The organism is Paenibacillus sonchi, assembly GCF_016772475.1.
Taxonomy (GTDB): domain Bacteria; phylum Bacillota; class Bacilli; order Paenibacillales; family Paenibacillaceae; genus Paenibacillus_AQ; species Paenibacillus_AQ sonchi.
This window is the reverse complement of record NZ_CP068595.1, coordinates 1,570,275-1,588,439: the sequence shown is the minus strand read 5'-3', so window position 1 is coordinate 1,588,439 and position 18,165 is coordinate 1,570,275. Positions and strand designations below refer to the sequence as shown.

Below are 18,165 nucleotides of genomic sequence, written 5' to 3'. Positions count from 1 at the left end.
GTCAGTTTGCTTGGAAACAACGGCAGAGATGCCGTTGTTGGAGGTGCGGCGGTCAGTTTGCTTGGAAACAACGGCAGAAATGCCGTTGTTGGAGGTGCGGCGGTCAGTTTGCTTGGAAACAACGGCAGAAATGCCGTTGTTGGAGGTGCGGCGGCCAGTTTGCTTGGAAATAACGGTAGAAATGCCGTTGTTGGAGGTGCGGCGGCCAGTTTGCTTGGAAATAACGGTAGAAATGCCGTTGTTGAAGAATTAGTGGCCGGTTTGCTTTTGCCCATGCTCAAGCTGAAGGGCGGGAGTCTGGACCCGGGGTCCGGGCTATACTACAATTAGTTTATCGGCTGCCGATTACTGGCAGCACGGAAACTAGCATTACCGGAACTACCGGTACGGAAACCTGGGCCTCGGCTGTGCTGGCCGGTTACTCAGGCAACCGGCCCCCGGGGTATCGGAACAAGGAGGCGGAGAGAATGGATTTGGGTCTTACAGGGAAATCGGTATTTGTCGCTGCAGCCAGCAAGGGGCTGGGACTAGCTACTGCGCTGGAATTCGCACGCGAAGGTGCGAAGGTGACCATCGCCAGCCGGAACCTGGAGCAGCTTGAAGCGGCCCGGCGGGCCATTGCTGAGGCAACCGGTCGTGAGGTGGCCGTGGTGCGGATGGATGTGAACCGCCCGGAGGAGATCGGACGGGCGATTGAAGCCGCCGCCGAATACGGAGGCGGGCTGGATGTGCTGGTTACCAATGCCGGAGGTCCTCCGGGCGGCGGCTTTGAGGAGATGACCGACGCGGACTGGAGCGGCGGCTATGAGCTTACGCTGATGGGCACGGTGCGCATGATCCGCGAGGCGCTGACTTACTTGCGTTCAAGCGGCGGGGGCCGCATTGTGGGCGTCAGCTCGGTTTCGGTCAAGCAGCCGATTGGCGGCCTGATCCTCTCGAATGTTTTCCGGGCGGGTGTGAGCGCGCTGTTCAAGACGCTTGCGACGGAGCTTGCCCCGGAGGGCATCCTGATTAATTCGCTTGCTCCCGGGCGCATCGGCACTGACCGGATTCTGCAGCTGGACGGCAAGCGGGCGGATGCCCGCGGCATCTCCCGTGAGCAGGTTGAGCAGGAGGCGCTGGCCCAAATTCCGGCCGGACGAAGCGGAACGCCGGAGGAGTTCGGCAAGGCAGCCGTGTTCCTGGGGTCTTTTGCCAATACCTATATTACCGGCCAGTCTCTGCTGATCGACGGCGGGATGGTGAAGTCACTGTAATGGTTACGTTCAGAACATTCAGCGAAATTCCGCTGCAGGACACACTCGCTGCCTGGAATGCAGGGTTTCAGGATTACTATGCGAATTTGCAGATGGACTGCCGGACGTTTCTGGGCAGGTTCCACCGCGAGGATCTGCTGCCGGAAGAATCCATCATGCTCTATGCAGACGGGCAGGCGGTGGGCTTCACACTGAACGGGCTGCGTACGGTGAACGGGGAAACCATGGCCTGGAACGGAGGGACTGCCGTCCTTCCGGCCTACAGGGGCCAGGGCATGGGCGGACGTCTGCTGGAAGAGAACATCCGCAGATACAAGCTCGCCGGAGCGCAGACAGCCAGGCTGGAAGCCTTTGTACAGAACGAGCCTGCGATTGCCCTATATGAAAAGCACGGCTACCGTGGGCAAGGAACTACGCTGTTCTACGCATTGGACGGAGAGCCTTCGTTCCCGGCGGCGCCGGAACAAGCCTGGGGGAGCGGTGAAGAAGCCGGTCTGCAGATTCGTGAGTGTGCGGCTGCAGAAGCGGCGGTGCTGCCGTTCTATGACTATTCCGGTCCCTGGCAGACTCACTGGCCCAGCCTCAAGGACGGACGCTGTCTGATTGCCGAGCAGAACGGAGCCGCACTGGGGTATGTCCAGTTCCGGCGGGGATATGCGGGGACGGGGCAGCTCAGCGGGATTCAGCTGTATCCCGGCAAGCTGCGCGATGACCTCCCTGAGAGGGGGAAGCTTATCCATCTGCTGCTTAGCCGTATCTTCAGCTATAGCGGAAGCGGGGTCAGCCTGAGCACGGTGCATACCCCGGCTGCCGACTCTGGAACGCGGGGCTGGCTGGAAGCCGCCGGATTCAGCGTACGGAGTGAGCTTGTACACATGGAGCGGGTGTTGGATTAATTTAGGTGATTGACTCAGCGCCCCGGATAGCGTATGATAGTATGGCGTGTAAATCTGTGGATTTAGTTATCTCCCAAGAGATCGCTTCATTTTGCCATAGAGATTGTATATGTACGGGAAGGAGGTTACTACAATGAAAGAAGGCATACACCCTAAATTCAACCAGGTGATTTTTCTGGATGCCAGCGTAGGTTTCAAATTCCTGAGCTCGTCCACCAAATCGTCCAATGAAACTATGGAATGGGAAGACGGCAACACTTATCCGGTGATCCGTGTGGACTCCAGCTCCGCATCCCACCCGTTCTACACTGGTAAACAAAGAGATACCGAAACTGGCGGCCGTGTGGACAAGTTCAAACAACGGTTGGCGCAGAAGAAATAATAGTTTTACCGCACAGAGGATATTCCGCAGCCATGCAGATGGTATACGGGAAGTCCTCTTTTTTGTACAGGCTGCTTATCGCGCACGGATAACGGGTATTAATAAGTAGGTGGGAAGTGGAAGGTGTCAATTATAGCGATTGGAACGGCATGTAATGTGTATTCCGAAAGGTAGTTGATTTCACCCATGTACTATCTGAAAGGCAAAAACAAATCGAGATGGCGTCGATTGTTTACCGGAAAAGTACCCTAGCCTGTGGAACCTGGCATAACTAAATATTCACTTCTCACCTTTTGAAGACTCTGCGGGCTGCCTGCAGGGTCTTCGCTGTGTTGGCGCCAGGATGGAGCCAGGCCAAGTGCGGTTCACACAGTACAACAGCCGCGACCCTCTATCTGCAGGGGCGCGGCTGTTGTATAAGTCGGAAGCCTTTCTTACAGCTTGTCCGCCTTCAAAACTACCTTCAAAGCTGTGCCTGATGGAGGCAGGCTGCGGGTCAGCAAAGGGCTATAGAAGCTGATCACTTCGGCTCCCTGGATCACATCGGCCGGCGACGCAGTCTCACCGTTCTCATTAATGACTATCGTGTCCTTTGCCAGGCGAAGGACAACCTCGTTTTGCGATTTCTCGCTCAGTGCACTGCCACGGATGCGAAAGCTGACCGTGCCATCCTCTCCTGAAGTGACTTGCTGGACCGTACCTGCCGTGCCAAGCAGGTTATCCTGTGTCTCCCCGTCCAGTACAGTGATTTGGTAGGCCGGTGTTTGGGGGGCAGGCTGCGGGTGGAGATCAGGGAGTGCTGCGCTTCCACGGTCATGCCGATATGAAGCTCGCTGAAGGCCAGCTCAGAGCCGTCTTGGCGGTTAAGCCTGGTATCCTTCCCCACATTCAGAATCATTCCTTCGGTGCCGATGCCCCGGATACGTACCGACTGGTAGCTGTCCGCATCGGTAATGGCTGTGATAACACCGGTCTCGCTGATATGCTCTGCTGCCGGGTTGATCACGATCCGCTGTCCCTCCGCGCTAAGCGATTGACGCAGCACTTTGCTTACAAAGGAGGCGGGGACATACAGCTTGTTCTGCTTCGTTTGCGGAGCTGTTCCGAGCTGGATATACATCTTATTGACGGCATAGCGGTCCTTGCCGTTTTTTACAGAGGTGAAGATGCTGCCTTTATTCAGGTCTACGGCCTTCGTCTGCGCATTCCAGGCCACAGTGAAGCCGAGTGCACCGGCAACGGCGCGCAGAGGAAGCAGAGGCTCTTTGCTGCCGGGGGACTGGAAGCCGGGCTCGGAAAGAGCAGAACCGTTAATGGATATGGAGAATACTGCAGCCCCGGCAGAGGGGGCGTGTATAGTGCTGTGATTGGGGGTGGACGCAGCGCTGGGGGCTGCCGAGACCCCTCCGGTTGTGAGAGCGAGTGATAAGGTTAGCAGGATTGCACTTGTTTTCAGGGCAGCGTTCATGGATATGCTCCTTTGATTTAGTTTTCCGGTTGCCTATTCTATTAAACTTCTAAACGTTATGGCCTGCGAATATGTTGCATAAACTCCGGATCGGTTTAAAATGAAAATATTAACAATCGCTTCAGAAATGGTCAGGAGGGGAAAGATGTATCAGACTTACATTTTTGATCTGTATGGCACGCTGATTGATATTGAGACAGATGAGGAGCGGCCTGAACTCTGGGAGCGGCTGTCGCTCCATTTCAGTTATCATGGGCTGAATATTTCCGGAGTGGAGCTGCAGCAGTGTTTTTTGCGGGAGCGGGACGGGCAGCTGGCTGCCGCTGGGCAGCACTGTGCATATCCGGACTTCGTGATGGAGGAGGTGTTCCGCGCGGTGGCCCGCGATTTGGGCGGAAATCCGGGGCAGGCCTGGCTGCATGAAACCGTAAGATGGCTGCGCACCTTGTCGATGATTAAGATCTCCTTATACAGCGGGGTGGAGGAAATTCTCCGGGCCTTAAGATCACGCGGCAAAAAAGTATTTCTGCTCTCCAACGGGCAGAAAACCTTCATTGAAGCCGAGCTCACCATGCTGGGCATCCTGCATTTATTCGACGGTGTGGCGATTTCGTCAGAGGCAGGGATCAGCAAGCCGGACCCGCTGTTCTACCGCTACCTGACGGAGAAATACGGGGCGGATCTAAGCTCGGCGATCATGATCGGCAACGATCCGCGTACCGATATGGCCGGTGCGGCGGCGGTGGGAATAGATTCCTGTTATATCCGCACCGCCTCTTCACCGGCTGATGTGCCGGTACAGAGCACCGTCCAGATCTGGGATGGCGATTTGCGCAAAATTCCCGGCTGGAATTTGTAGCTTTCACAGTGGGTTCCCGCGCGACATTTGCCCCGCTGGCCTGGACCGCCTTATAATATGTCCATAGAATGACTATGCTGGAGAGAAGGGCTGGACCATGACCTTAATAATCATCGCTGTATCCCTTGTGGTGCTGGCTGCAGTGGCTTACATTGTAATGACCTTTTATCCCGCTTTTGGACGACGGGCCTCCAGGAAGGAGAAGCAAATCATAAGCCGCTCCCTGAACTATAAGGACGGCAAGTTTGTCTATCCGGCTGCAACCGTGATGATGGAGAACAGCGCGGGAAGCAGCCTTTCCATTCTCAAGGACTTCATCAAAGGCAACCCCCGCTCGCGGCCTCCGCAGCCCCTGATTCCTGAGAAGCTGCTGCCCGGTTCGATTCAGGAGAGCGGGGATACCCGCGTGACCTGGTTCGGGCATTCCGCTGTGCTGCTGGAGATGGATGGAGTGACGTTGTTCCTGGACCCTATGCTGGGCCGCTCCCCTTCCCCGTTTCCGTTCGTTGGCGGCCGGCGTTACAGCAAGCAGCTGCCGATGGAGATTTCGGAGCTTCCCCGCATAGATGCTGTGCTGCTCTCCCATGACCATTATGACCACCTCGATTACGGCTCGATCAAGCAGTTAAAGGACAAGGTAGGCATGTTCATTGTGCCGCTGGGCGTCGGCGCTCATCTGCTGCGCTGGGGAGTGAGCCGGGAGAAGATCCGTGAACAGGACTGGTGGGATGAGTTCCAGTATGCGGGGCTTACGCTGACCAGTGCTCCGGCACGGCACTTCTCCGGACGCAGCCTGCTGGACCGCAACTCCACGCTCTGGTGCTCCTGGATTATCCGGGGAGCAGAGACGAAGATCTTTTTCAGCGGCGACAGCGGGTATGGCCCCCATTTTGCTGAAATTGGCGAGAAATATGGCCCTTTTGATCTGACGCTGATGGAATGCGGCCAATACGATCCCCGCTGGGCGGATATTCATATGCTCCCGGAGCAGTCGGTTCAGGCGCATCTGGATGTCCGCGGGGCACTGATGATTCCCATTCATTGGGCGGCGTTTACCCTGTCGATGCATGACTGGACCGATCCGGTGGAGCGTGTCTTCGCAGCGGCTAAGGCGCACGGCGTCCGGCTGGCTACCCCGCGCATCGGCGAGCCGGTCTATGCCGGTTCGGCAGAGGTACCCTCACTTGCATGGTGGAAATGAGGGGCGCGGCTGAGCGGGGAGTTAGGGTACAATAATGCCGTAAGAATCGGAGACCGTTATTTCAGGTTAGCTGAGCATAAATGCCGAGGAGCTGAAGAAATAGTATGAGTGATCAAGTAAACGAGCAGGAATTAGTGGATGTATTGGCCGCGCAGACGAAGGTGGACCCGAAGCTGATCCGGCTGGTGCTGAAGCATGAGCAGACCTTTATTAATAAGGCCAAGGCAAATGCCAAAGGCGAGGTGGACATCGACAATGATGATCTGGTGGACTACGTCGTCGCCCAGCGTGATGTGAAGCTGGATGAACTGGCCGTGGAGAGCATTCTCGATGCGGAAATGGATTATTTAATGGATAAAGGGCTGGCTGGTTATATCGACTGAACCTTGCGGCTGCCCGGTTAGGGCCTTTACGGAGGTGCACGGACCGGGCAGAATATTTTTATTTTTAGTTATTCCTTTGCTTTCGCATAAGGAGTGTGCTACAATAAATTTCAACATAAAGTAAACCTTAATTCACATATTGTAAAGGGTTATCATTTGTGCGTATGAATCCTTTTACAATGTGTGAATTTTTATTTGTTCGTACAATACGTAGAAATAAAAGGACATGTGTTAAATAAAATATTGGAGGTACTATCATGCAAACAGGTACAGTTAAATGGTTCAATGCAGACAAAGGTTTCGGTTTTATCGAGGTTGAAGGCGGAAGCGACGTATTCGTACATTTCTCCGCAATCACCGGCGAAGGCTTCAAGACTTTGGACGAAGGCCAACGCGTTGAGTTCAACGTAACTGAAGGCGCTCGTGGACCACAAGCCGAAAATGTTGTAAAACTGTAATTTGAAAAAAGGCTGTCCTTAACACAAGTTAAGGGCGGCTTTTTTTGTTTTTCAGAAAGGATATATTAGGGTCCCGGCAAATTGCCTGGATCAGCTTCCATGCAAGGCCCCGCTTCATGTTCATCTGATCCAAGCGATGGCCCTTAACGTAACCCATACAAGGGGGACGGCTCAGGGTCTTTTTACCGTGCCGGGCTAAGGGGAATGATTCGTCTTGACAATCGGCGGAACTTTTGGAGAATAAGATTGGAAACGCTGCCACGGGAAAGGGAGTATCCGAAGTGTATGGGAAAATCAAAGAATTGAATACGCTGCGCAATCAAATATTCATTGGCTTCCTGCTGGTCATGCTGATTATTATTGCTGTGTCCGGTGCATTCGTGTACAACAGGGTCTCCTATTTGCTGAAAAACAATGCGGAACGGCATATCCAGCAGACTGCGGTGCAAGCGAACGGGAGGCTCGATGCATTGATCGGCCAGATCGACAGCCTGATGGAGCAGGTGGCGAATCATCCGACCATTCAACAACTGCTGACGGAAGAGCTTGACGGCAAATCCGTTACGTTCAACCAGCGGCAGTCTCTGCTGCAGATTATCTCCAGCTATCAGGCATACATGCCAAGCGTGGGTTCTCTGGAGCTGTACACAGCGGATTACCGGCTGCTGTTCCCTATCAAGGACGGCAGCCTGGAGACAAGGATCAATAGTGCCTATATCACCTCAGCCAATACCAAAAAGGGCAGACTGGTGTGGATCGGTGTCGATCCCAACGACGAAGAGAGCCTGCTGGCCATCCGCCAGGTCAGTCTGATGGACCGCTGGTTCTCACGGGGCGGCTATTTGATGGCCCGGATCCAGCGCAGCTATTTCCAGCTCGATGATCCGCTGTCCGGCAGCGACGGGGGCGAGTCTGTGCTGCTGGTGAATGACGAAGGCGAGCTGCTCGGCAGCAGTGAGGAACCGCAGGCGGAGCTGTTGCCGCTGCTTGCCAGCAAGGACCAGACGGTCAGCTTCCGGGGCAAGGAATATGTGCAGGTGAAGCTGCGCTCAGACAAGACAAACTGGACGCTGCTGGTGCTAACTCCGGTAAGCTATGTTACCAGAGGTCTCTCTGTGTTGAGAACGGTGCTGCTCGTCTCTGGCGGGTTCGGAACCCTGCTCTTTTTGATTATGTCTTTTGTGCTGTCCACGATGATCACGAGGCCGATTATCCAGCTGATCCGGGCGATGCGCAAGTCCAGGCTTGGGGTGCTCACGCCTAACCCGGAGTCGGTATCCACGATTGAGCTTAGAGAGCTGAATAATACCTATAACGGCATGATTGCCAATATGAATGATCTGATCCGGGTCGTGTATGAAAAAGAAGTGCTCCAGAGCCGGACGGAGCTTAAGGCGCTGCAGGCGCAGATCAATCCCCATTTCCTGTTCAATACGCTGGAGGCCTTCAACTGGTCGCTTGAGGAGAAGGGCGAAGAGGAGCTAGCCGGGCTTGTTGTTGTCATGTCGAGGCTGTTCCGGTACATTATCGGAAATCCGAACAAGGATGAGTGGGTTACGCTAGGGGAGGAAATGGAGCAGGTACAGCGGTATCTGAAAATTATGGAGATGCGGATGGGGGACCGCTTATCCTGGACTATTCAGCTTGGTCCGGAGGAGGCTGCTGTACCGGTGCCTAAGCTGCTTATTCAGCCCATCGTCGAGAACGCCATTCTCCATGGGGTGGAGAGCCGGGTGGGCAGCGGAACGGTCAGTGTAATTGTTGCTCCGGCCCAGCGTAAAGGCTGGACGCAAATCACCGTACAGGACAACGGGCCAGGAATGGATGCCAATACCCTGCATTCACTGTACAGTGCGCTTGAAGGCGGTCCATCCATCTCCGCCAAGGGAACGGGAATAGGGCTTGTGAATGTGCAGCGACGGATCAGGCTGTACTACGAAGCGGAAGGAACAGGAGTGAAAGGGTTGAATATTGAGAGCAAGCTGTCCGAGGGGACCGTAATTACTTTTGAAATTCCGAACAATGGAGGGCATACCTATGAATCTGGGCAACAGAACGATTCTGGTCGTGGACGATGAGCCGAGAACGCGGCAGGGCATCAGGCAGACACTGGAGGTGTGGGCGGCTGGCCGGTATATCGTAGAAACGGCGGAGAATGGAATTGATGCGCGTGAGCGGCTGCTGCATGGGCGGGTACATCTGCTGATTACGGATGTCCGCATGCCTGAGGTCAGTGGACTGGATCTGATCCGCTCGCTGGAGGGGCAAGTGCGGAAGCCGGTCATTATTGTTATTTCCGGCTATGCTGAATTTGATTATGTGCAGCAGGCGCTTAGGCTGGGGGCGGTCAATTATCTGCTGAAGCCGCTGGACAAAGAGGAACTGGTGCAGGTAGTCGAAGCTGCTCTGAAGCAGGAAGAAGAGCAGCAGCGCCGCGAGAAGCTGGAAAAGCTGGTTGACCATAAGCTGCTGGAGATCGATCCCGATACAGCGGGGATGGGTGAGCCGGTAAAAGAAGCCCTGGCCTATGTGGAGCAGCATCTGCATGAGCAGCTGACCATGGCTGAGGTGGCCGGAAGGATTCACTTGAATGCGAGCTACTTCAGCGTGCTTTTCAAGGAGCAGACCGGAGTGCCGTTCAGCGAATATTTATCACGCCTGAGAATTCAGCGGGCCAAGGAGCTGCTGCTGCAGACCAGCTTGCCGATTGTAGAGATCGGTGAACGGGTGGGCTACCGTACGGATAAATATTTTATCAAGGTATTCAAGTCCCTGGAAGACATGAGTCCCAGCCGCTACCGCCATCAAATGAAGGAGGGTCGCAGCGAAATCTAATAAAAGTGGAATTATAACCAATAATCGTGATCTTATAGTCCTCCGGCCGCGATGCTAAAATGTAAATGATGGCGTTTACATTAACCGTATAACAAAAATTATGGAGGTTGTAGGAATGCCAAGGAACAAGATAATCAAAAACCTGGTATTAATGTATATGCTGGGACTCGTTCTGTCAGGCTGCAGCGGGGCCGGGATCAGTACAGGCTCCCCGGCCAATGCCTTGGCATCCACTGGTACACAGGCACAGAAAGTTACCATTACAATGATGCATTTATGGCCGGCGGGAATCTCGGCCCAGCAGAATAAACTGGTTGGACAGATAATAGATGAATACCAAAAGGATTATCCGAACGTCACGATCAAGCAGGAAGTATTAGAAAACGAGCAGTACAAGAGCAAGCTGAAGGTGCTGTCGGCCTCCAACGAGCTGCCGGATGTAGGTATCACCTGGGCGGCGGGCTTCATGGAGCCTTATGTAAAAGGCGGATTGTTCGCCCCGCTGGATGATGTCCTGGGCGGTGAACAGCTTAAAGAAAAATTCGTTCCCGGTACTACCGAAGCTTTTGTGGTGGATGGCAAGACCTACGCCCTGCCCATCGAGCTGAATATCTCGCCGGTTTATTATAACAAAGACATTTTTGCTAAATACAATCTGCAAGTTCCGGCAACCTATAATGAATTCAAGCATGTTGTGAAAAAACTCTCCGATAACGGTGTAGCCCCGATCGCCTTGGGCAACAAAGACCGCTGGACCGGCTCGCTGTGGTACATGTATCTGGCTGACCGGATCGCGGGAAGCGATACCTTGAAGAGAGCGACGAATGGGACAGGCTCATTTGATGATCCGGGGCTGATCCGGGCGGCGGTTGAGGTGCAGACGCTGGTGGATATGAACGCCTTCAATAAGGGCTTTAACGGCTTGTCCAACGATGAAGGCAAGTCGGAGTTCGTGAATGAACAAGCGGCCATGTATTTGACAGGAACATGGGAGCTGCCTAACTTTACCACCAACCCGGATATCCGGCAGGAGTTCAAGGACAAGGTTAAATTCTTCAAGTTCCCTACTGTAGACGGCGGCAAAGGGGACATCAACAGTTGGGTGGGCGGACCCGGTGTGGGCCTGTTCGTAGCAGAATCCTCCAAGGTCAAGGAAGAAGCCAAAGCATTTGTCGAGTACTTTGTAACCAAGTGGGGACAGGATTCTGTAACCACCGCAGGCGTTATTCCGGCAACGAAAGTCGATACTTCAAATTCCGAGCTGCCGCACCTCTACGTGGATCTGCTTAACGAACTCAATCATGCCAGCAGCCTCACCCTGTTTGCGGATGTGCAGATGAAGCCAGGCGCCGCACAGGTCCACCTGGATATGATTCAGGCGCTGTTCGGCAAAGCGGTGACACCGGAGCAGTTCGCCGCCAAGCATAAAGAAGCGATAGACAAACAAAACTGAGGGGTTCAGGCGATTGGCGATATGGAAGCCTCCTGCAAGTGAGCGCTGCACCGGAGAAGGAGCCTAGCCCTTGCTGCGGCAGGTGAAGCAGAAGAATTCCTCATCGGCAAAGGAAATCTGGTCAAAATCATATTTTTCAGCCAGAAGAGTAAAAGAGCGGCTCACCGGATCTGGAGAGATCAGGTTGAACCGCTTTTTCGTTTCCGTAGATCAATGCGCCGGTGTGGCGGTTGGGGCAGCAGGCTCTGCCGTCTCGTGTTCAATCAGGCGATGCTTCACCCAAGCCCGGCTCTTCCAGCGGAAATACATGATCACCGCCCGGAGCCATTCGTCAACAGCGGTAGCCAGCCAGACTCCGGCCAGGCCCAGATGAAGCTGGAACACCAGCACATAGCCGAGCGGCAGACTGATGCAGACCATCGAAATGAGTCCCATATAGACAGGGAATTTGGCATCGCCCGAAGCGCGCAGCGAGTTGATAATGACCAGGTTGCAGGTACGGCCCGTCTCCAGAAAAATACTGAGCAGAATCACCTGTGCGCCCAAAGCGATAATCTCCAGATTATCCGTGAACAGCCCCATCAGCGGCACGCGGAAGAAAATGACGGCAGCATCAATGATGACCGTGACAAGCAGCGCCCACTTCACACTGTTGAACACCCGCTTGTAGGCCTCCTCCGGCCGTCTTGCCCCGACGAGATGCCCCACGATAATCGAGGTGCCCATAGATACCGCTACGCTGAAAAGATAAATATAGTTAGAAATATTAAGTGCATACTGGCGGGTGGCCATAGCCTCTGCGCCCAGATACGTAATATATAAGGTGAAAATCAGCTGGCAGGATTGATAAATCACCGATTCAAAAGCCGACGGGATGCCGATCTTGAGAATTTGCAGCACATATTTTTTGGAAAGATGAATGTAATAAGCCAGTTTCACCCGCACCTCCATAATTCTATAGAGCAGCAGGAAAAAAATAACGAGGCAGATCAAACGGCTGGCTACTGTAGAAATCGCCGCTCCCTGTACACCCAGCGCAGGCAAACCGAAATGACCGAAGATCAGCAGATAGTTGCCGGCTACATGAATAAGATTCATCAGCAGGGAGACCAGCATCGTCTGTTTGGTGAATCCGTAGGTGCGTATGGTCGTAGCCAGGGCATTGATCAGCGCCTGCAGGAAAATTCCGCCTCCGACAATATGAATATAAACCTTGGCATGGATGAGAATATCCCCTGTCACGTTCAGCGCTCTCAGCAGCGCTTCCCCGAAGACCAGCATGGCTGTACTAAGAATAATGCCTACGGCCAGATTGAGTGTAACGGCATTGCCCGTGACCTCCGCCGCCTCTTTGGGCTTCCTAGATCCGAGATATTGCGAAACGACAATGGCCGCCCCGTTGCCGATCACGCTGAGCACGAGTATAGCCATAGTTATAATCTGATTGGCTGCGCCCACGCCGGACACCGCATCATCAGACACGGAGCTGATCATGAACGTATCCACACTTCCCATCAGCATGAAGAGAAACAGCTCCAGAAAAATAGGCCAGGTCAGCTTAACCAAATTAAACTCCTGGTGTTTCGTTTGGTTCATTACACACCTCTTTTAGTGATTTCAGGTTGCTCCAATCTGTAAACAAGGTGTATGTTAGCACAGCTTTAATGAAAATGCAGTGTTTTTACGAAAATTCTGAAAAAAATGTACATGATTTTCTGAATGCCTTCCCCTTAGGCAGTCCCGTACCCGCACAATAGTATCCTTCAGGTAACTACAATACGGCAAAGTGCCTACTTCCCTTGCTAAAGTTATGAACCTACAATAGGTGAAGCACTTACTTAAAACTATTGAAAAGGGGCTTGAATAGATGAAGCTGCAATTAGCGCTGGACCTTGTAAATATTGATGGAGCCAAGGAAATTGTCTCGGAAGTCGCCGGATTTATTGATATCGTGGAGATCGGCACACCGATTGTCATTAATGAAGGCCTGCATGCTGTGAAGGCAATTAAGGAAGCCTTTCCGGCCCTGACCGTGCTGGCTGACCTGAAAATTATGGATGCCGGCGGGTACGAGGTGATGAAGGCGGCTGAAGCAGGCGCAGACATCGTAACCGTACTCGGCGTGTCTGACGACTCGACGATTAAAGGGGCCGTTGAGGAAGCGAAGAAAAGCGGCCGGGAAATTCTGGTGGACCTGATCAACGTCAAGGACATTGCGGCCAGAGCTGCCGAAGTAGACGCGCTCGGTGTGGATTATGTCTGCGTGCATTCCGGTTATGACCATCAGGCGGAGGGGAAAAACTCTTTTGCTGATTTGCAGGCCATCAAAAGTGTAGTGAAACAGGCCAAAACAGCGATTGCCGGCGGCATCAAGCTGAACACATTGCCTGAAGTGATTGCAGCCGGTCCTGATCTGGTCATCGTTGGCGGCGGGATTACCGGCGAAAGCGATCAGAAGGCAGCGGCGGCGGAAATGAAGCGCCTGGTCAGCCAAGCCTGAGCCGCTTATGAATACATTCAGCTATGCACAGGAAATTGTGAATGAGCTGCAGCGGTCGGTCGCGCAGCTCGGGGCAGGGGAGGCTGAGCAGATGGCGGAGCTGCTGCTGCGCTCCGGCCGGGTTTTTGTCGCAGGCGCCGGCCGCTCCGGGCTCATGGGCCGGGCCTTCGCCATGCGGCTGATGCATGCCGGAAAGGATGCCTATGTAGTCGGCGAAACGGTAACGCCGGGGATTGGACCGGGCGATGTGCTGGTGCTGGGCACCGGGTCCGGCGAGACGGCAAGCCTGCTGTCCATGGCAGTGAAGGCCCGGGCTGTGGGAGCCGCCGTTGTGGCGGTGACCCTCTCCCCGGAGTCGTCCATCGGACTGCTGGCCGATCATGTCGTCAAGCTGCCGGGTGCGCCCAAGGAGCAGGCGGACGGAGGCCGGATTACTATCCAGCCAATGGCCTCGCTGTTTGAGCAGACTCTGCTGCTCTTCTATGATGCCGTGATTCTGCGGATAATGGAAGAGACCGGCCAGACCTCCACCCGGATGTTCGGCAACCATGCGAATCTGGAATAACCAAGCACCGCCTGCCCGGGAGACCGGACAGGCGGTGCTTGGTTGTTCAGCGGTTGGCGGGATTCGGCATAAATCCTGAGATAAGCGGTTCTAGCGCTCTAGCAAATCTTCACGGATAGGCGTGAAGGCATCGAGCAGTGCTGAGTCTGCTTCCAGTGCGGTTACGCCATGTTTGGCATTTGGCGGTATGGCAATACTCTGGCCTGCGCGTACCTTATGCTTCTTGCCGTCAATGCGGAATTCGAAACTTCCGCGCAGACAGTAGCTCATCTGCTCATGGGGATGGCTGTGCTCATACCCCTCGGCTCCCTCTTCGAAATGAACCTCCATCATCATCAGACTGCCTGCCGCATTCAGGATACAGCGTTTGACTCCCGGTTCTGCGGGTTCCCATACTCCCAATTTGCTCATATTCTAATCTGCCTCCATCTATATAGTGTGTTGTAATACCCGGGACTTGATCAGCCGTTCGGACCTCCTTGTAAAGTTGTCATGTTTCGCCGGGATACCTTTCATTTAATAGTATAACCTTGCTTCCACGAAGGGTGGGATAGATAAACCAAGGGTAGAAAGGGGACAAATCAACTGAAAAGCTGAACTTCTCCCCCAACGGTGGCAGAGAGGGTGGAAGATGCCAAGAAAAGTACAGCAGCGGGTAAAAACACCCGTGCTTACGGCTTCGCCGGAAATTTCAAAAGTCCTTCGGCTCCGCCTGCCATGTGCGTTTCACCGGTGTTCTGTAGTATGATTAAGGAGGGAAGGGGGCCGATTCAGATTGGCAACGGAGATTAAGGACCGCATTAACCTGAAGGAAATCAACTGTGAGAAGGAACTTACGCTTGCTGTCATCGGCGGGAAGTGGAAGCTGATTATTCTGTGGCATCTGGGCCTGGAAGGGACGAAACGCTTCAGTGAGCTGAAAAAGCTGATTCCCCATATCACCCAAAAAATGCTGACCAACCAGCTCCGCGAACTGGAGGAAGACCAGCTTGTATTCAGGCAAGTGTATGCGGAGGTTCCCCCGAGAGTAGAATACTCATTGACAGAATATGGCCAAAGTCTGCTGCCAGTGCTGCGCATGATGTATGACTGGGGCAAAAACTATGGCGAGAATGTAATCTGGAAGGACATCCCTCCCGGTGAACGGTAGCACCCTGCTGAATACTACTTTTTAATAAAACAATAAATAATCGGAGATGAGGCTGGAACGGTATCCGACGCCGGACTGGCTTCCGGTGAAGTCTTAACCCGGACACTGGCCTGAAATACCTGTCTGTTCATAACCTCCCGCTGCCGCCTATTCCAGCAGTGAGAGGTTATTTGCTTAGTTTCCAAGGGATATGTGATACAATCGTGTTAATAGCGATATACATAATTTGGGCGAAGGAGACCACAGCTTATGAACATACAGCGGAGCCGCGGAGCAGCCAACTCAAAGGACAGCCAGGAGTCCCTTCAGAGCACACTTGATCTGATCGGCGGCAAGTGGAAGGGGGTCCTGCTCTATCATCTAATCAGCGGCACGAAGCGGTTCAATGAAATCCGCAGGCTGTGCCCGGAGATCACCCAACGGATGCTGTCGCTTCAGCTCAGAGATCTGGAACGGGGCGGCCTGGTTCACCGCAAGGTGTATCCGCAGGCTCCCCGGAAGGTGGAGTACTCGTTGACAGAGTGGGGCAGAGGTCTGGAAGCAGCCATTCTGAGCATCAAAAGCTGGGGCGAGGCCTACCGCGAGGAATTCGGCAAGGCGCCTCCTCAGCTTCCCGGGTACCAGTCTCCTTCTCCAGCCGCAGACCCGGCGACTAAAACGGACACAAATATCCCCGGCTAGGGCTACTGCTCCTAGCCGGGGATATTTGTTGTCTTCTGCGGGCCTGTGCAACACGGAATCCGCAGCAGTTAGGCCTTCTGTTCAGTCAGCTTGGCAATCTCGACTATAACCTGAACGGCCTTCAGCATGACATCTACCGAGGCGTACTCGAATTTGCCGTGGAAGTTCTCGCCGCCAGTGAAAATATTCGGCGTAGGCAGCCCCATATACGACAGCTGCGAACCGTCTGTACCGCCGCGGATCGGGCGGATCACCGGTGTAATGCCGAGGTTTTCCATGGCTTCCTGGGCGATGTCGACGATGTGGCGCACCGGCTCGATTTTTTCGCGCATATTATAGTATTGATCCTTCATTTCCAGCACGATATTCTCCGCCCCATAGGTGGACTGGAATTCCTCAACAATTGCAGCGATATACGCCTTGCGGTTCTCAAAGGCCTCGCGGTCAAAATCGCGGATGATATACTGCAGCTTGCTCTGCTCCGCTGTACCCTGCATGGAGATCAGATGGTAAAAGCCCTCATAGCCCTCAGTGAATTCCGGGGCTTCACCGGACGGCAGTCTGAGATGGAACGCCATGGCGATTTTGGCGGAGTGGATCATTTTACCCTTGGCGGTTCCGGGATGCACATTCACCCCTTTGAAGCTGATTTTGACTCCGGCAGCGTTGAAGCTTTCGTACTCCAGTTCCCCGAGCGGTCCGCCGTCCACGGTGTAGGCATGGGAAGCACCGAAGCGTGCGACATCGAATTTATGCGGTCCGCGCCCAATTTCCTCATCGGGGGTAAAAGCCACCCGGATTTTGCCGTGTTTGATTTCCGGATGCTCCAGCAGATAGGCCATGGCGGTCATAATCTCAGCGATTCCCGCTTTGTTGTCCGCGCCCAGGAGGGTTGTCCCGTCCGTGGTAATCAGGGTGTGGCCTTTATATCCGGCCAGCTCGGGGAAGCTTTCCGTGGAGAGTACAATGTCCAGCTCTTTATTGAGGACAATATCCTTGCCGTCATAGTTCTCGACAAGCTGCGGCTTCACCCCCGCACCGGTGAGATCTGTCGCGGTATCCAGATGCGCGAGAAAGCCAATGACAGGAACCTCCTTGTCGGTATTGGCAGGCAAGGTGGCCATGACATAAGCATGCTCGTCTACGGTAACCTCCACCAGCCCCAGCTCTTGCAGCTCAGCTTCCAGCTTGCGGGCCAGGTCCATCTGTCCGGGTGTGGAAGGGCAGGCTTCATTGTCATCATTCGATTGGGTGTCCATTTGGGCATATGAAATAAACCGCTCTATCAGCTTTTCCTTCATTAAACAGGTCATCTCCTCTGTGTCATCATATGTCTATAGTATCACTTTCTATACAATGTCTCATCCCTTAGCGGGAGAACCGGGCAAGCCAGCGGCTCTAGGGCTGCCGGGATAGAGAAGCAGGCTCTTTGCGGAGAAGAACAGCTGAGAGCAGATAGCGGTCCGGTGCGGAGCCGACATAGGTAAACGGATAGCAGGTAATGAGCGTGAGTACTGCCTCATCGCTCTGCTTGATAACCCCTCTGGCGTCCCCGTCTACAATTGTGCTGCCTGTAACGCTATAGATGAATCTGCCTTCGGCAGTCTCCACCTCGATCAGATCATCTTTCTGCAAAGCACCGAGTCCCCGGAACACCGTGTCACGGTGGCCGGCCAGCACACTGTTGCCGGCTGCGCCGATTAGGGCACTGCCCGGATCATGTCCGGCTCCCTTTTTCAGCTGCGGGCGTTCTGTGCCCTCCACAATGGCAATCCGCTTATCCAGCCTGGGCAGATAAATTTCACCAATAATGTCGCCTATGGTGTAGGCGGGCTTGGACGGAGCGGTTCCCTCCAATGGAGTGGCCATTCCGTCAGGCAGTGGTGCTTCTTCCTCTGCATGGTATAAATTGGGAGCTTCCTCCCTCTTTTTCTCCCATTCCTGCAAGGCTTGGCGTGCTTCTATCGGTGCTTTGAGGATTTGGAAGGCTGAATAGAGCAGGACACACAAAGAGAGTACGAAGACCAGCTTCACGGCAATGACCAGCCCGGAACGCTTCTTCATACTCTCTCCTCCAA

At 54.0% G+C, this 18,165-nt stretch carries 21 protein-coding genes; 16 read left to right on the top strand and 5 right to left on the bottom strand.

From position 1 onward, the window contains the following. Window positions 1-6 precede the first annotated feature (6 nt). The 4 genes from JI735_RS07275 to JI735_RS07260 all read left to right on the top strand — a co-directional run bounded on the left by JI735_RS07275 (window position 7) and on the right by JI735_RS07260 (window position 2,534). On the top strand, window positions 7-330 hold the full coding sequence (locus JI735_RS07275; protein WP_202677254.1) for a hypothetical protein: 324 nt from the start codon (window positions 7-9) through the stop codon (window positions 328-330). A gap of 137 nt (window positions 331-467) precedes the next feature. After that, complete coding sequence (locus JI735_RS07270) at window positions 468-1,256, top strand: SDR family oxidoreductase (RefSeq protein ID WP_202677253.1); 789 nt, start codon at window positions 468-470, stop codon at window positions 1,254-1,256. Next, entirely contained in the window at window positions 1,256-2,152 is an 897-nt protein-coding gene (locus tag JI735_RS07265; RefSeq protein ID WP_202677252.1) for a GNAT family N-acetyltransferase, read from the top strand. The genes JI735_RS07270 and JI735_RS07265 overlap by 1 nt, the downstream gene beginning before the upstream one ends. 133 nt (window positions 2,153-2,285) lie before the next feature. Then, complete coding sequence (locus JI735_RS07260) at window positions 2,286-2,534, top strand: type B 50S ribosomal protein L31 (protein WP_020425948.1); 249 nt, start codon at window positions 2,286-2,288, stop codon at window positions 2,532-2,534. Window positions 2,535-3,165: 631 nt separating this feature from the next. On the opposite strand, the gene JI735_RS07255 is transcribed toward JI735_RS07260, so the two are convergent. Further along, entirely contained in the window at window positions 3,166-4,002 is an 837-nt protein-coding gene (locus JI735_RS07255) for a copper amine oxidase N-terminal domain-containing protein (protein ID WP_202677251.1), read from the bottom strand. A gap of 145 nt (window positions 4,003-4,147) precedes the next feature. On the opposite strand from JI735_RS07255, the gene JI735_RS07250 reads away from it, so the two are divergent. From JI735_RS07250 to JI735_RS07220, 7 genes are all read left to right on the top strand, one after another. Continuing rightward, window positions 4,148-4,861, top strand: coding sequence for an HAD family hydrolase (locus JI735_RS07250; RefSeq protein ID WP_039837375.1), 714 nt, complete (start codon window positions 4,148-4,150; stop codon window positions 4,859-4,861). A 97-nt stretch (window positions 4,862-4,958) separates the two neighbouring features. Continuing rightward, entirely contained in the window at window positions 4,959-6,062 is a 1,104-nt protein-coding gene (locus JI735_RS07245; protein ID WP_202677249.1) for an MBL fold metallo-hydrolase, read from the top strand. 104 nt (window positions 6,063-6,166) lie between these two features. Further along, on the top strand, window positions 6,167-6,445 hold the full coding sequence (locus JI735_RS07240; protein ID WP_039837365.1) for a hypothetical protein: 279 nt from the start codon (window positions 6,167-6,169) through the stop codon (window positions 6,443-6,445). Window positions 6,446-6,702: 257 nt separating this feature from the next. Further along, window positions 6,703-6,903 (top strand): cold-shock protein, encoded by a 201-nt coding sequence (locus tag JI735_RS07235; protein WP_039837363.1) that lies wholly within the window; start codon window positions 6,703-6,705, stop codon window positions 6,901-6,903. 347 nt (window positions 6,904-7,250) lie between these two features. Beyond that, on the top strand, window positions 7,251-8,981 hold the full coding sequence (locus JI735_RS07230; protein WP_233476452.1) for a cache domain-containing sensor histidine kinase: 1,731 nt from the start codon (window positions 7,251-7,253) through the stop codon (window positions 8,979-8,981). After that, a complete protein-coding gene (locus JI735_RS07225) occupies window positions 8,941-9,738 on the top strand; it encodes a response regulator transcription factor (RefSeq protein ID WP_039837360.1) in 798 nt (265 codons plus the stop codon). The genes JI735_RS07230 and JI735_RS07225 overlap by 41 nt, the downstream gene beginning before the upstream one ends. Before the next feature lie 115 nt (window positions 9,739-9,853). Beyond that, the gene (locus JI735_RS07220) at window positions 9,854-11,191 is read left to right on the top strand and encodes an extracellular solute-binding protein (RefSeq protein WP_039837358.1); all 1,338 of its coding nucleotides are present in this window, start codon (window positions 9,854-9,856) and stop codon (window positions 11,189-11,191) included. A 210-nt stretch (window positions 11,192-11,401) separates the two neighbouring features. On the opposite strand, the gene JI735_RS07215 is transcribed toward JI735_RS07220, so the two are convergent. Beyond that, a complete protein-coding gene (locus JI735_RS07215; protein WP_039837357.1) occupies window positions 11,402-12,787 on the bottom strand; it encodes an MATE family efflux transporter in 1,386 nt (461 codons plus the stop codon). Window positions 12,788-13,058: 271 nt separating this feature from the next. Between JI735_RS07215 and hxlA the strand changes: the two genes are divergently transcribed. Next, entirely contained in the window at window positions 13,059-13,691 is a 633-nt protein-coding gene (gene hxlA, locus JI735_RS07210) for a 3-hexulose-6-phosphate synthase (protein WP_020425935.1), read from the top strand. Window positions 13,692-13,698: 7 nt separating this feature from the next. Continuing rightward, the gene (hxlB, locus tag JI735_RS07205; RefSeq protein ID WP_202677248.1) at window positions 13,699-14,256 is read left to right on the top strand and encodes a 6-phospho-3-hexuloisomerase; all 558 of its coding nucleotides are present in this window, start codon (window positions 13,699-13,701) and stop codon (window positions 14,254-14,256) included. Window positions 14,257-14,346: 90 nt separating this feature from the next. Here hxlB and JI735_RS07200 read toward each other — a convergent pair whose 3' ends face one another. After that, a complete protein-coding gene (locus JI735_RS07200) occupies window positions 14,347-14,667 on the bottom strand; it encodes a cupin domain-containing protein (protein WP_039837352.1) in 321 nt (106 codons plus the stop codon). A gap of 201 nt (window positions 14,668-14,868) precedes the next feature. Here JI735_RS07200 and JI735_RS07195 point away from each other — a divergent pair, with 201 nt between their 5' ends. The 3 genes from JI735_RS07195 (at window position 14,869) to JI735_RS07185 (ending at window position 16,087) form a co-directional block, all read left to right on the top strand. Continuing rightward, window positions 14,869-15,048, top strand: coding sequence for a hypothetical protein (locus tag JI735_RS07195; RefSeq protein WP_083886843.1), 180 nt, complete (start codon window positions 14,869-14,871; stop codon window positions 15,046-15,048). Next, window positions 15,032-15,406, top strand: coding sequence for a winged helix-turn-helix transcriptional regulator (locus tag JI735_RS07190; RefSeq protein WP_039837351.1), 375 nt, complete (start codon window positions 15,032-15,034; stop codon window positions 15,404-15,406). Before JI735_RS07195 ends, JI735_RS07190 begins: the two co-directional genes overlap by 17 nt. Before the next feature lie 249 nt (window positions 15,407-15,655). Further along, the gene (locus JI735_RS07185; RefSeq protein WP_083886842.1) at window positions 15,656-16,087 is read left to right on the top strand and encodes a winged helix-turn-helix transcriptional regulator; all 432 of its coding nucleotides are present in this window, start codon (window positions 15,656-15,658) and stop codon (window positions 16,085-16,087) included. 68 nt (window positions 16,088-16,155) lie between these two features. Here JI735_RS07185 and pepT read toward each other — a convergent pair whose 3' ends face one another. Both pepT and JI735_RS07175 read right to left on the bottom strand, forming a co-directional pair. Continuing rightward, entirely contained in the window at window positions 16,156-17,388 is a 1,233-nt protein-coding gene (pepT, locus tag JI735_RS07180; protein WP_039837350.1) for a peptidase T, read from the bottom strand. 97 nt (window positions 17,389-17,485) lie between these two features. Then, window positions 17,486-18,151 carry a sortase gene (locus JI735_RS07175; RefSeq protein ID WP_051052060.1) on the bottom strand — a complete coding sequence of 222 codons (666 nt, stop codon included), beginning with the start codon at window positions 18,149-18,151 and terminating at the stop codon, window positions 17,486-17,488. Window positions 18,152-18,165 lie beyond the last annotated feature (14 nt).